The sequence below is a fragment of the Agrobacterium sp. GW821-FHT14E08 genome (assembly GCF_058803865.1).
The window spans coordinates 440370-453520 of record NZ_JBXAPJ010000001.1; the positions used below are offsets into that span (position 1 = coordinate 440370).

11 protein-coding genes are annotated in these 13151 nt (G+C 60.0%); 7 read left to right on the forward strand and 4 right to left on the reverse strand.

Going from position 1 to position 13151, the window contains the following annotated elements:
• The first annotated feature begins 180 nt into the window (after positions 1 to 180).
• Complete coding sequence (locus AC1ROR_RS02155; RefSeq protein ID WP_498589158.1) at positions 181 to 756, forward strand: GNAT family N-acetyltransferase; 576 nt, start codon at positions 181 to 183, stop codon at positions 754 to 756.
• 36 nt (positions 757 to 792) lie between these two features.
• Here the strand turns inward: AC1ROR_RS02155 and AC1ROR_RS02160 are convergent, their stop codons facing one another.
• Complete coding sequence (locus AC1ROR_RS02160) at positions 793 to 1404, reverse strand: 3'-5' exonuclease (protein ID WP_498588492.1); 612 nt, start codon at positions 1402 to 1404, stop codon at positions 793 to 795.
• A gap of 386 nt (positions 1405 to 1790) precedes the next feature.
• On the opposite strand from AC1ROR_RS02160, the gene AC1ROR_RS02165 reads away from it, so the two are divergent.
• A complete protein-coding gene (locus AC1ROR_RS02165) occupies positions 1791 to 3455 on the forward strand; it encodes an electron transfer flavoprotein-ubiquinone oxidoreductase (RefSeq protein ID WP_142169734.1) in 1665 nt (554 codons plus the stop codon).
• 432 nt (positions 3456 to 3887) lie between these two features.
• Positions 3888 to 4628 (forward strand): pentapeptide repeat-containing protein, encoded by a 741-nt coding sequence (locus tag AC1ROR_RS02170; protein ID WP_498588493.1) that lies wholly within the window; start codon positions 3888 to 3890, stop codon positions 4626 to 4628.
• 178 nt (positions 4629 to 4806) lie between these two features.
• Here the strand turns inward: AC1ROR_RS02170 and AC1ROR_RS02175 are convergent, their stop codons facing one another.
• Complete coding sequence (locus tag AC1ROR_RS02175; RefSeq protein WP_498588494.1) at positions 4807 to 5823, reverse strand: zinc-binding alcohol dehydrogenase family protein; 1017 nt, start codon at positions 5821 to 5823, stop codon at positions 4807 to 4809.
• Between the two features lie 103 nt (positions 5824 to 5926).
• Between AC1ROR_RS02175 and AC1ROR_RS02180 the strand changes: the two genes are divergently transcribed.
• Positions 5927 to 6316 carry a winged helix-turn-helix transcriptional regulator gene (locus AC1ROR_RS02180; protein ID WP_035218162.1) on the forward strand — a complete coding sequence of 130 codons (390 nt, stop codon included), beginning with the start codon at positions 5927 to 5929 and terminating at the stop codon, positions 6314 to 6316.
• A gap of 120 nt (positions 6317 to 6436) precedes the next feature.
• Positions 6437 to 7273, forward strand: coding sequence for an undecaprenyl-diphosphate phosphatase (locus AC1ROR_RS02185; RefSeq protein ID WP_080833958.1), 837 nt, complete (start codon positions 6437 to 6439; stop codon positions 7271 to 7273).
• Between the two features lie 151 nt (positions 7274 to 7424).
• On the opposite strand, the gene mgtE is transcribed toward AC1ROR_RS02185, so the two are convergent.
• Positions 7425 to 8801 (reverse strand): magnesium transporter, encoded by a 1377-nt coding sequence (gene mgtE / locus AC1ROR_RS02190; RefSeq protein WP_498588495.1) that lies wholly within the window; start codon positions 8799 to 8801, stop codon positions 7425 to 7427.
• 282 nt (positions 8802 to 9083) lie between these two features.
• A complete protein-coding gene (locus AC1ROR_RS02195; RefSeq protein ID WP_080833962.1) occupies positions 9084 to 10328 on the reverse strand; it encodes an MFS transporter in 1245 nt (414 codons plus the stop codon).
• A gap of 233 nt (positions 10329 to 10561) precedes the next feature.
• Between AC1ROR_RS02195 and AC1ROR_RS02200 the strand changes: the two genes are divergently transcribed.
• Positions 10562 to 11470 carry a diacylglycerol/lipid kinase family protein gene (locus AC1ROR_RS02200; protein WP_035218153.1) on the forward strand — a complete coding sequence of 303 codons (909 nt, stop codon included), beginning with the start codon at positions 10562 to 10564 and terminating at the stop codon, positions 11468 to 11470.
• 290 nt (positions 11471 to 11760) lie between these two features.
• Positions 11761 to 13137, forward strand: a complete 1377-nt coding sequence (locus AC1ROR_RS02205) for an aspartate aminotransferase family protein (protein ID WP_498588496.1) — start codon at positions 11761 to 11763, stop codon at positions 13135 to 13137.
• Positions 13138 to 13151 lie beyond the last annotated feature (14 nt).

Genomic DNA, 13151 nt, shown 5'->3' on the forward strand with positions numbered 1-13151 from the left:
AGTGCTGACCTCTTCGGAGAGGAACAGTCCGGCAAGGTGAAAATGGCCACGGTAACAACCATACTGTGGCCGGCCGGACCACATTTGCGCGATCCCGGCAGGGGCGTAACTCGCCCTGAGCCGTCTTGCATCTGTCCGCTCGAAACCTACATGGGCGGGGTTATTGGCAAATGGGTATTCATGGACAAGTCAAGTTTTTCGTCGCTACAGACGCCACGTCTGATCCTCCGCCCGTTCCGGGATGAGGATTTCCCGTCTTATGCCGACTATCACGGTCGCAGCGACGTCTACAGATTTCTATACGCCTCACCGCCCCGGAAGACGGCGCTCGCGGCTCAGTTCGCCGAGATAGTGGTGGGTTCATTCAAAGAGGATGGCGATACGCTGCGGCTTGCGGTAATCCGGCGCGATGATGACGCGCTGATTGGCGAGGTGCTTCTGAAAATCGCCAGCCGGGAAGCGCTGCAGGCTGAAGTCGGTTATATCTTCAATCCGTCCTTCTCTGGAAAGGGTTATGCCACCGAGGCCGTGCAGGCGATGATCGGGCTGGGTTTTGACGTATTTGGATTTCACCGGATTTTTGCCCGGCTGGACACCCTGAACCGCGGCTCGATCGGGATCGTCGAACGTCTCAAAATGCGCCGGGAAGCACATCTCATTCAGAATGACCGCTTCAATGGCACGTGGGGTGACGAGTTCATCTATGCTGTTTTGAAGGACGAGTGGAAAACCCTGTCGCAGGCCTCGCCAGAATAACGCCCTGGATGGAGGGTTGGTATCAGCTATCGACCTCTAACGGTCAAACGCCGAGGGCTGAAGTTTCCCGGACCGCAGAAGATGCTGAAGCGTGTAGGCAACCGACAGGGCATCATCCAGCGCATCGTGTCCTTTGAGAACGGGGTGATCGATACCATAATAATCCGCAAGTTTGTTGCTTGGTGTTCGGGCAAGGTCTTCAAGGGGCATTCCGGCGGCAAGCAGCAGCTTGACGGCGTTATCGAACCGGGATGCAGGAATTGGCGGGCTTATACCGGCAATATAGCAACTGATCGCCATCATATTCAGTTCGTCTTTCCCCCAGGACCACAATTTCGCTCCTTGTGAGAACATTTCCACATCCGCCAGCGCCTTATGAAGGCTTGTGCCCTTCTCATCGATCTGTTCTTCGGTAATTCCGGTGAGGTTTGTAAAATATGGATCGAGCGCATATCTGTCGCCATACCGGTCAACAGGCGTGACATAGGATTTGAAGGTCTCCAGAACAGGGAAATCGGCTTCAAGGCCGATCCTCACCGCGCCGATCTGGGCGATGACGGGATCAGGATCGATTGCCGCACACCAGAACCGGCCTTGCGACCCCTGAATGCAGAGAAATTCACAGTCGAAGACGATAGCTGTTTTCATGTGTCTTGCCTGCCAATCGGATCGCTCGTCTTTGCCACACTAGTCCCGATCACCAGAATGGCAATGGTGGCTGCCAGCGCCTTGCCGGGGAGTAACTGGCGCTCGCCAAACGGTAACGGCTCTTGACGCCTAAACATGTCACCCTTATCCTCATATTACGTGAACGTAAAAGTAATAAATTACTCATCAGGTTGTCTGACAATTAAGTGGCGTGCGACATGTTTTGCCGCTATAGAAGCTCGACAAAGGCGTCCTGCTTTGCGAAGACAGGCGCTGGTGAATGCGGTGTCGCGGATGGCTTTTGACCGGCGCAGCCAATGCGGCGAAGATGCCAAAAAGCGGATATAACAACAGCCGGATGGGACCGGCGATGCGGAGAGGACAAGATGACGGAAGCGATGGAACTGCCCGAACGCGAAGCGATGGAATTCGACGTTGTGATTGTCGGCGCGGGTCCTGCGGGTCTTGCCGCCGCGATCCGCCTGAAGCAGGTGGAGCCGGAGCTTTCGGTTGTCGTTCTCGAAAAGGGCGCGGAAGTCGGTGCGCATATTCTCTCCGGCGCCGTGGTTGATCCCATCGGCATAGACAGGCTGCTGCCCGGCTGGCGGGAAGAGGAGGGGCATCCCTTCAAGACCGAGGTCAAGGACGACCAGTTCATGTTCTTAGGGCCGGCCGGCTCCATCCGCCTGCCGAATTTCATGATGCCGCCCTTGATGAACAATCACGGCAATTACATCGTTTCGCTTGGCCTCGTCTGTCGCTGGCTGGCGGAAAAGGCGGAAGCGCTCGGCGTCGAGATCTATCCGGGCTTTGCCGCCACCGAAGTGCTTTATAATGACGAGGGTGCGGTGATCGGTGTCGCCACCGGCGACATGGGCATCGAGAAGAATGGCGAACCGGGTCCTGCCTTCACCCGCGGCATGGAACTGCATGGCAAATATGTGCTGATCGGCGAAGGTGTGCGTGGCTCGCTCGCCAAGCAGCTGATTTCCAAATTCGAGCTTTCCAGAGATCGCGAGCCGCAGAAATTCGGCATCGGCATCAAGGAACTGTGGCAGGTCAAGCCGGAACACCACAAACAGGGCCTCGTGCAGCATTCCTTCGGCTGGCCGCTCGGTTTCAAGACCGGCGGCGGTTCCTTCCTCTACCATCTCGAGGATAATCTGGTCGCCGTCGGCTTCGTCGTCCATCTCAATTACAAGAACCCCTATCTTTATCCTTTCGAGGAATTCCAGCGCTTCAAGACGCATCCGGCCATCCGCGATACTTTCGAGGGTGGAAAGCGCATTTCCTATGGCGCACGCGCCATCACCGAGGGCGGTTACCAGTCGGTGCCGAAGCTGACTTTCCCCGGCGGCGCGCTGATCGGCTGTTCCGCCGGTTTCGTCAATGTGCCGCGTATCAAGGGCAGCCACAATGCGGTGTTGTCGGGCATGCTGGCGGCGGAAAAGATCGCCGCGGCGATTGCGGCCGGCCGTGTCCATGATGAGGTCGTGGAGATCGAGGCCGAATGGCGCGACGGCGATATCGGCAAGGACCTGAAGCGGGTGCGCAACGTCAAGCCGCTGTGGTCGAAATTCGGCACGCTCATCGGTGTCGGCCTTGGCGGTCTCGACATGTGGACGAACCAGTTGTTCGGCTTCTCCTTCTTCGGCACGCTGAAGCATGGCAAGACGGATGCAGAGAGCCTCGAACCGGCCTCGAAACACAAGCCGATCACCTATCCGAAACCCGATGGCGTTCTGACCTTCGATCGCCTGTCCTCGGTGTTCCTCTCCTCCACCAACCATGAGGAGGATCAGCCGGTGCATCTTCAGGTGAAGGACATGGCGTTGCAGAAGCGCTCCGAACACGACGTCTATGCCGGGCCCTCGACACGTTATTGTCCAGCCGGCGTCTACGAATGGGTGGAGAAGGATGGCGAGGAAACCTACGTCATCAACGCCCAGAACTGCGTGCACTGCAAGACCTGCGACATCAAGGATCCCAACCAGAACATCAACTGGGTGCCGCCGCAGGGTGGCGAGGGGCCGGTTTACGCCAATATGTGATGACGATTACGGCTGAAGCCTTCTTCTCTATCATGCTCGGGGCTGTCCCGAGCATCTGCAACGGGTTGATTTTACGATACGTGGATAGATCCTCGGGACAGACCCTAGGATGATGTCGAGCGTGGGAAGATCGCTCGCAATCACTCTCGACCGTTATTTTCGGAACGAGCAAGTCTTTGATTGCAGGGACTCATTCCCCACGACGCAGACGCGCCCTGACTGGTTGCCGGGTCAAGCCCGGCTTGACGGGATGTGGTATCCACAGCCCTGTTGCCCCCTGTCTATTTGTGGATTGCTCTTCGATTTCTTACATATAGGATGTTGGGGTGTTGCATGGTCGTGTGGCCCATGGATTGTGGTTCGGCGATGCGGTAACGCCTTCAATATGCATATGGTCCTAGGTCCGTCGCCCGGCGACAGGGAGTTACGAGAATGTCCGGCTTTCAAAGGCTGAATATCGTGCGGAAGACAAGGTTTGGTGCCGCTCTGGCGGCAGGCGTCATCGTCATCGTCTCATTGAGCGGCGGTCCGCTGGTGGCTGCCAGCTGCCGCACCGATGCCATGGCCGGCATCGACTGGCGCGAATGCAACAAGCGCCTTCTGATGCTGGGCGGCAGCAATCTCGATTCGGCGATGCTTTACGGCACGGATTTCACCTATACCGATTTGCGTGGCTCGTCGTTGAAGGGCGCCAATCTCGAGAAAGCCAAGCTCATCCGCACGGCACTGGGGGAGGCGAACCTGCAGGGCGCCAATCTGACCAAGGTTGAGGCCTATCGCAGCGACTTTACCGCCGCCGATGCGACCAATGCCAAGTTCATCAATGCCGAAATGCAGCGAACCAAATTCGAGAATACCAAGCTCGACGGTACAGATTTCACCAAGGCCGAACTCGGGCGGGCCGATTTTGAGGGCGCGACGCTGAACGGCTCGAAATTCTCCCTCACCAACCTGTCGCGCGCCCGCTTCGGCGGGGCAAAACTCGGCGGCCCGGTGGATTTCACCAGCGCCTTCCTGCTTTTGACAAGGATCGAAGGGCTCGATCTCTCCACGGCAACCGGCCTCGACCAGAAACAGATCGATATTGCCTGCGGTGACGCCAAGACCAAATTGCCGAACGGCCTGACTGCACCCGCCTCCTGGCCGTGCCCGGAAGAGCCGGACGACGACTGAAGGCATTCCGGCCCATTCATTGCAGTTGGGTTGCCGCAGCCGTATAGATGCGGTGCCCTTAGCCCGGCCGGGAGAGTTTGACCTGGCAAGGGGATCAGCCGGGGCTTCGAAAGAAGCAGAAGGGTTTCTCCCGCCCTCCCAGCACCAGACCGATCCGCCTGCCGGATGCGCGGGAAGCTTAAAAGCCCGAAAGCACGATCTTGCCCTTGGCCTTGTTGCTTTCGATCAGCGCATGCGCCTTGATCAGATTTGCGGCATTGATGGTGCCGAAAACCTCCGTCAGCGTCGTCTTGATCTTGCCGGCATCGACCAATGCGGCAACGTGGTTGAGCAGCTTATGCTGTTCGATCATGTCGGGCGTTTCAAAAACCGCGCGGGCGAACATCATTTCCCAATGGATCGACACGCATTTGCGCTTGAAAGCCATGACGTCGAAACCGCCGGCAGGGTCGTCAATCAGTGCGAAACGGCCCTGTGGCGCGATGGCCGCCACGCTGTCGGCGGCATGGATGTCGCTATGGGTGGTGGAGAAGACGAAGCCCGGCGCACCGAGACCGAGCGCCTCCACCTGCGGAGCGATCGGCTTGCTGTGGTCGATGACGTGATGCGCACCGAGTTCCTTTACCCACGCAATCGTCTCAGGCCGTGAAGCGGTGGCAATGACGGTCAGATCGGTCAGCGCCCGCAGGAGCTGGACGGCGATGGAGCCCACACCACCGGCGCCACCGATCACCAGAACGGCGTTCGCGGCACCTGGAACCGGCTCCTTCACCCGCAGCCGGTCGAACAGCGTTTCATAAGCGGTGATCGCGGTCAGCGGCAGGGCGGCGGCTTCCTCGAAATTCAGCGATTTCGGCTTGGCGCCGACGATGCGCTCGTCGACCAGATGGAATTCGCTATTGGAGCCGGGGCGGTTGATGACACCGGCGTAAAACACCTCGTCGCCGGGCTTGAACAGCGAAACCTTGTCGCCGACGGCCTTCACCACACCCGCCGCGTCGAAGCCGAGCACGCGAGCCGCGCCGTTTTCCGGAGCCTGATTTCGGCGCACCTTGGTATCGACGGGGTTTACCGAAACGGCCTTCACCTCCACCAGAATATCGTGCCCCTTCGCCTCCGGCTGGGGCAGGTCGATATCGACAAGGGCTTCTTTTGCAGTGATTGGCTGGTTCGTCCTGTAACCGATGGCGCGCATGAACAGTCTCCTTTGCTTGTTTGCGTGCCTCTTACTTGATACATATGAACATCGATCGCAAGAATGCACATTTTGTGATGATACATACAAAAAGGATACTGTGATGTCGCGACCGCGTGCCAAACTGACCGGCAACTTTCCCGGCTGCCCGGTGGAATCGGCCTTAAGTTTCCTCGATGGAAAATGGAAGGGTGTGATCCTTTATCACCTCATCAATGAGGGGACGCTGCGTTTCAACGAGCTGCGCCGCCATATTCCCAGCGTCACCCAGCGCATGCTGACGAAGCAGCTGCGCGAGCTGGAAGAGGCGGGCCTGATTTCGCGCACCGTCTTTCCGGTGGTGCCGCCGCGCGTGGACTATGCGCTGACACCGCTTGGCGAGACCATGCGGCCGGTAATCTCGGCGCTGAAAGTCTGGGGCGACGCCCATGTCGTCTGCAAGAACGGCGCAAAATATACCCAGCTTCCGCAGGCTGCTGAGAAGGCGGCCTGAAAAATCACGGGTAAAACCACGCCTGTGCTTGAGGGTTGCCGATGGTGCAATGCAACACGGATTTGCCCCGATTGATGCATAATGCTGCCATCGTGATTCGCAGCAGGGACATCAAAGCACATGAGCATGGGTTGGATGGAGGCCGGATTCCTCGGCCTTTTGCAAGGACTTACGGAATTTCTTCCGATTTCTTCAAGCGCGCATCTGCGGATCGCCGGGGAGTTTTTGCCCTCCGGCACGGATCCGGGTGCCGCCTTCACCGCGATTACCCAAATCGGCACGGAAATGGCAGTGCTGGTTTACTTCTGGTCCGACATCATGCGGATCGCCGCCGCCTGGCTGCGGCAGAACCTTCGCCTCGGCCCCTATGACAAGGCCGATGCCCGGCTAGGCTGGCTGATCATCGTCGGTTCGGTGCCGATCGTCTTTCTCGGCCTGTTCTTCAAGGATGCCATCGAACATTCGCTGCGTAACCTCTATATCACTGCCGTGATGCTCATCGTCTTCGGCATCGTTCTCGGTATCGCCGACAGGATCGGTGAAAAGCGTTACAAGCTGAACCAGCTGATCTGGCGTGACGGTATCCTGTTCGGTTTCGCGCAGGCCATGGCGCTTATCCCGGGTGTTTCGCGCTCCGGCGGCACCATCAGCGCCGGCCTGCTTTTGGGCTATACCCGCGAGGCGGCAGCGCGTTATTCCTTCCTGCTCGCCGTTCCCGCCGTCTTCGGCTCCGGTTTCTACCAGCTCTTCAAGAGCATCGGCGAGGATAATCCGGTCGGCTGGGGACCGACGGGACTTGCAACCCTGATCGCCTTCATCGTCGGTTATGCCGTGATTGTCGTGTTCCTCAAGCTGGTCTCGACCAAGAGCTATATGCCCTTCGTCTGGTACCGCGTGGTCATCGGCTTCATCCTGCTGGGGCTCCTGGGAACGGGTGTTATCAGCGCCGGTGGGTGAGGGGAGCCTCACTCTCCGTCATCCTCGGGCTTGACCCGAGGATCCATCGTGCGCCGGGTTGTGGATCCTCGGGTCAAGCCCGAGGATGACGATGGCGAGATTTCGATTTGTAAAAGTAAGGCCCGCTTTTTCCGAGCGGGCCTTTCGTCTTTTAGAGCAACGTGCCGCTCAGGATCACCAGCGCCACCGAGAAGTAGATGACGAGGCCGCTGACATCCACCAGCGTGGCGACGAAGGGGGCCGATGCGCTGGCGGGGTCAAGCCGCAGGCGCTGCAGCACGAAGGGTAACATGGAGCCGGCGAGCGAACCGAAGGTGACGATGCCGACCAGTGCCGAAAACACGGTGGCGCCCACCAGCAGCCAGTGGTCGCCGTAGTCGTAAAAGCCCGCCTGCTGCCAGACCGTCAGACGGAGGAAGCCGATGGCGCCCAGAATGCAGCCGAGCGTCAGGCCCGTCGGGATTTCCCTGAGCAGCACCCGCCACCAGTCGGAGAGCTTGAGTTCACCGAGCGCCAGCGCCCGGATGATAAGCGAGGTGGCCTGCGAACCGGAGTTGCCGCCCGACGACATGATGAGCGGAATGAACAGCGTCAACACCACGGCCTTTTCCAGCTCACCCTCGAAATGCTGCATGGCGCTGGCCGTCAGCATTTCACCGAGGAAGAGTGCTGCGAGCCAGCCGGCGCGCTTGCGGATCATGTCCGGAAAACCGATCGTCATATAGGGCTTGCCCAGCGCTTCCATACCACCGAACTTGTGGGCGTCTTCCGTGGTATCGGCGATCATGGTGTCGATCACGTCGTCAACGGTGACGATGCCGAGAATATGCGAGCGATCGTCGATGACGGGCAGCGCCAGAAGGTCGTGCTTGCGGATCAGCCGGGCGACATCCTCCTGCGACATCAGGGGGCTGGCGCAGACGATGCCTTCCTTCGATGCGACGGAGAGGATGGAAGCGCCGGGCTCACCGGTCACAAGGCGACGCAGCGTCACGACGGTGGAGAGCGTTCCGTCCTGCGCCAGCACATAGATGGCATAGACCGTTTCACGCGACCGCTCGACGACGCGGATGTGCGAAAGGGTCTGTTCCACCGTCCAGTCATCAGGCACGCTGACGAATTCGGTGGTCATGATCGAGCCGGCGGTGCGCGGCGGATACCCCATCAGATGCTTGATGGAGAGCGCCGTCGTGCGGTCCAGCCGGGAAAACAGCTTTGCGCGCGGTTCTTCCGCCATTTCCGCCATGACGTCGGCCACCCGGTCGTCAGACATCAGGTTGACGAAGCGGGCTGCCTGTTCGACAGGAATATGGGCGATGATGGCGGCTGCGCCATGCAGTTCCGGCCGGTCGAGAATGGCGACGGCCTTTGCCTGCGGCATGGCGAGGAGGGCGGTTGCGGCATCGCTGACATCGAGCGTGTTGAGGTGCTCGACGCGTTCGGCGATGGTGGTGGAGGAACCGGCGTTTCCGCTACGAAGAAGACGTGCGGCCTTGCTGGCCCTCTGGGAGAGGTTGTGGAAGTTCATGATTGCTCACCTTTCCGTCGATTCGCCGATAGCGGCGAACGCGGTGGTGAGCCGACAATGGTCGGATCAGTTCACGTTCGCCGGTCTCGGCAAAGGCAATCGACTGCTACTGTCGCTAGACATCCAATGATGCTCCGTTGAAATCCGCGCCGTGCTGGTTGGCATGCGCGTAAGGCCGTGTTGCGCCTGAAACCGAAAAGAGTCAAGCACCCGATTATGAAATTTCCGCAAGGTTCTGCACCGCGCCGAGGGGCGGCGATGCAGGCTGTAAAAAAGGCGACTTCAAGCCGCCTTTTCGCGTCGTTCGACGGTGACGGAAACGAGGAAAACACCAAGCCCGAGAAGGGAAAGAACCGCGCCGACATAACCTGTCGAGGCATAGCCATAACCCATGGCGATGACGAGGCCGCCGAGCCAGGCGCCGAGCGCATTGGCGATGTTGAAGGCCGAATGGTTGGACGCGGCGGCAAGCGTCTGGGCATCCTGCGCCACATCCATCAGCCGTGTCTGCACCGCCGGACAGGCGGCAAAACCGCAGCCGATCAGGAAGACGCAGAGGCACAGCATGAAAGGATCATGCGCCGTCATGCCGAACACCGCCATGACCAGCACGTTAAAGGCGAGCATGCCGCCGATCGTGCCGTTGAGCGAGATATCGGCCAGCCGCGAGCCGACCACATTGCCGACATTCATGCCGATGCCGAACAGCGCCAGCACCATGGAGACGGTTGAAACCGGCATCATCGCGACATCGGTGGTGGTCTTGGCGATATAGCTGAACACCGAGAACATGCCGCCGAAACCGACGGACGCGATGGCAAGCGTCAGCCAAACCTGTACGCGGCGGAAAGCGCCGAGTTCGCGCCAGACACTCGCCCCTTCCTCCACCCGGTCACGCGGCTGGAAGAACCAGAGCAGGGCCACCGTCAGAAGCGCTATGCCGCCCACCAGCATGAAGGCCGCGCGCCAGGACAGCAGCTGGCCGAAGAAGGTTGCAAGCGGCGTGCCGAGCAGCGTGGCGATGGTGAGGCCGAGCATGACACGGCCGACGGCGCGGGCACGCTTGTGGATCGGCGCCATGGAGGCCGCTACCAGCGCCGCAACGCCGAAATAGGCGCCATGCGGCAGGCCGGTGATGAAGCGCAGAATGGTGAAGCTCAGAAAGTCAGGTGCAATGGCGCTTAAGATGTTGCCGGCCGCAAACAGCCCCATCAGGCCAAGGAGCAAAGCGCGCCGCGTCATGCGTGCGGCAAGGACGGCGATGATCGGTGCGCCGATGACGACACCCAGCGCATAGGCCGTGATCACGTAGCCCGCCTGCGGCACCGTTACGCCATAGGTCGTGGCGACATCGGGCAGCAGGCCCATGATGGCGAATTCGCCGGTGCCGATGCCGAAGCCGCCGGCGGCAAGCGCCAGTTCAATCAGGGCGATGGCAAGCGGGGAAAGGGCCACAGCCGGGGCAGCCGTGTAAACGGTTTCATTCTCCGCATCAGAGCGGACTTCGGAAATTTTCGACTGGCTCATTGTGACCTGAGAAGGGGAGGGCCCCACAGAAAAAAGGGCAAGACCGTATGGGAGCGGTCTGCCCTGACTGGAGATGCGCGGTCATGAAAATGACCTTAAGTCATCCCTAACATGAAATGATGCGTTGCGGTAGAGCGATTCTCGGCAAAAGAGCATCTTCACGCGATGGTGTTTGGAACCCTATATAAGCCCAGGCATTTACGCGCGGCTGCCTCACGGGATCAGGTTGGAACATGAAGCTCATTGCAATTTTCAATCGTGACGGCGGCACCTTTCGCACCACGGATATGGATGCCTATTGCGACCACGCCCGTGAGGTCTTTTCCCGCGCAGGGCACGAGATCGATTGCCGTCTCGTATCAGGCAGGGACATTGTCGAAGAAATGGAGCGTGCCGCCGAGGAGCCGGGCATCGAAGGCATCATTGCCGGCGGCGGCGACGGCACCATTTCGGCCGCCGCCGGTATAGCCTGGAAACAGGGCATTGTGCTCGGCATTGTGCCCGCCGGCACCATGAACCTGTTTGCCCGCTCGCTGAAGCTGCCGCTTGATATCCGTCAGTCTCTGGAGACGCTGGCGAATGGCGAGGTCGCCAGTGTCGACATTGCCAGCGCCAATGGCAGGCTTTTCGTCCACCAGTTCTCCGCGGGCCTGCATTCGCGTATGGTGCGCTACCGCAACAATCTCGCCTTCGCCTCGCGCCTCGGCAAGATCAAGGCAAGCATCCGCGCCGCCATCAGCGTCATTCTCAATCCGCCGGTCTTTGAGGTGGAATATACCGTCAATGGCGAAACCCAGCACCGCAAGGTCTCGGCCATTTCCGTCTCGAACAATGAGTTTGGCCAGAATTCGCTGCTGGTGGCGGATAGCGTGTCGGGCGGCCATCTCGGTTTTTACCTCACCGATCCGCTGCCTCCCTCGGGTGTCGCAAAGCTCGTTTTCGACATTCTGCGTGGCAGGTTGAAGGAAAACGCCGCCGTAACGGCCATGACCGTGACGGATGTGGAGCTGCATTTCCCCAAGAAACGCCATGATGTGCGCTGCGTCATCGACGGCGAATTGCTGCCGATGGAACGGGACGTGGCGCTGGAGGTTCACGCCGGCGAATTGAAGGTGCTGGTGGGCCGGGCGTTTTTCGCATAGCGCGAACGGCGTACGTTTGGATTGGGAGCGCGCCGCTTGTTTCTTCTCCCCGAGGGGGAGAAGTCCGCGGCAGCGGGATGAGGGGGCGAGCTCTCCGTATACCGCTAGCGTTGCCCCCCCATCCGACCCTTGGGGCTACCTTCTCCCCGGCGGGGAGAAGAAACCGGCCACCTCCGCTCGTCCAGGCCGCCCCCTAAAAAACGCCAGTCTTGCCAAATCGAGGCCGCCCGGCCATGTTCGGCGGGCGCGGCAGCGTGAGCGCCGTCGCCTTTATGGGAGTGCGATCTGTCATGAATGAAGTCTCCAAGCCGATGTCCAATCTCGCCGCCATCGATGCCGCCCATCACCTTCACCCCTTTTCCGACATGGGCAAGCTGAATGCCGCCGGCACCCGCATCATCGAGCGCGCGGAAGGAGTGTTCATCTATGACAGCACCGGCAGGAAATATCTCGACGCCTTTGCCGGCCTCTGGTGCGTGAATATCGGTTACGGACGCCGCGAGATCGCCGATGTCGTGCAGCGCCAGATGAACGAGCTGCCCTATTACAACGCCTTTTTCGGCACCACCACGCCGCCCGCGACGCTTCTGGCGCAGAAGATCGCGTCGCGCGCCGGGCCGAAGATGAACCATGTCTTCTTCACCAATTCCGGCTCGGAAGCGACCGACACCTGGTTCCGCATGGCGCGCGTCTACTGGAAAGCGCTCGGCCATCCGACGAAAACCAAGGTGATTGCCCGCCGCAACGGCTATCACGGGTCGACGGTGGCCGGTGCATCGCTCGGGGGCATGAAATGGATGCATGAGCAGGGGAACCTGCCGATCGAGGGCGTGGCCCATATCGGCCAGCCCTATTGGTATGCCGAGGGCGGCGATCTCTCACCCGCGGAATTCGGCCTGAAAGTCGCCCGCGAACTGGAAGCGAAGATCGACGAGCTTGGCGAAGAGAATGTCGCCGCTTTCGTAGCGGAACCCATTCAGGGTGCCGGCGGCGTCATCGTGCCGCCGGAAACCTACTGGCCGGAAATCGCCCGCATCTGCAAGGCGCGCAACATTCTGCTGGTGTCGGATGAGGTGATCTGTGGTTTCGGCCGTCTCGGCTCCTGGTTCGGTTATCAGCATTTCGGCGTGGAGCCGGACCTCGCCCCCGTCGCCAAGGGCCTGTCATCAGGCTATCTGCCGATTGGCGGCGTCATCGTCTCGGATCGGGTGGCGGAGGTGATGTTGTCTGAGGTCGGTGATTTCAACCACGGCTTCACCTATTCCGGCCATCCCGTCTGCGCCGCCGCCGCCCTGGAAAACCTCCGCATCATCGAGGAGGAGGGACTGGTGGAGCGTGTGCGCGACGATATCGGCCCTTATTTTTCCGAGGGCTGGAAAAGCCTGACGGATCACGAATTGGTCGGCGAGGCGGTGAATGTCGGCCTGATGGGCGGCCTGCAGATAACGGCTGACAAGGCGACGCGCCGGCGTTTCGCCAAGCCGGACGACATCGGAACCGCCGTGCGCAACCATTGCCTGGCAAACGGCCTCGTCATGCGCGCCACCGGCGACCGCATGCTGGCCTCACCGGCGCTGACGATCAGCCGTTCGGAAGTGGATGAGATCATCGAGACCTTACGCAAGGGGCTCGATCACCTGCGTGATACGCGAGAGCATTTCCAGTAAAACTGCGTAGCGGT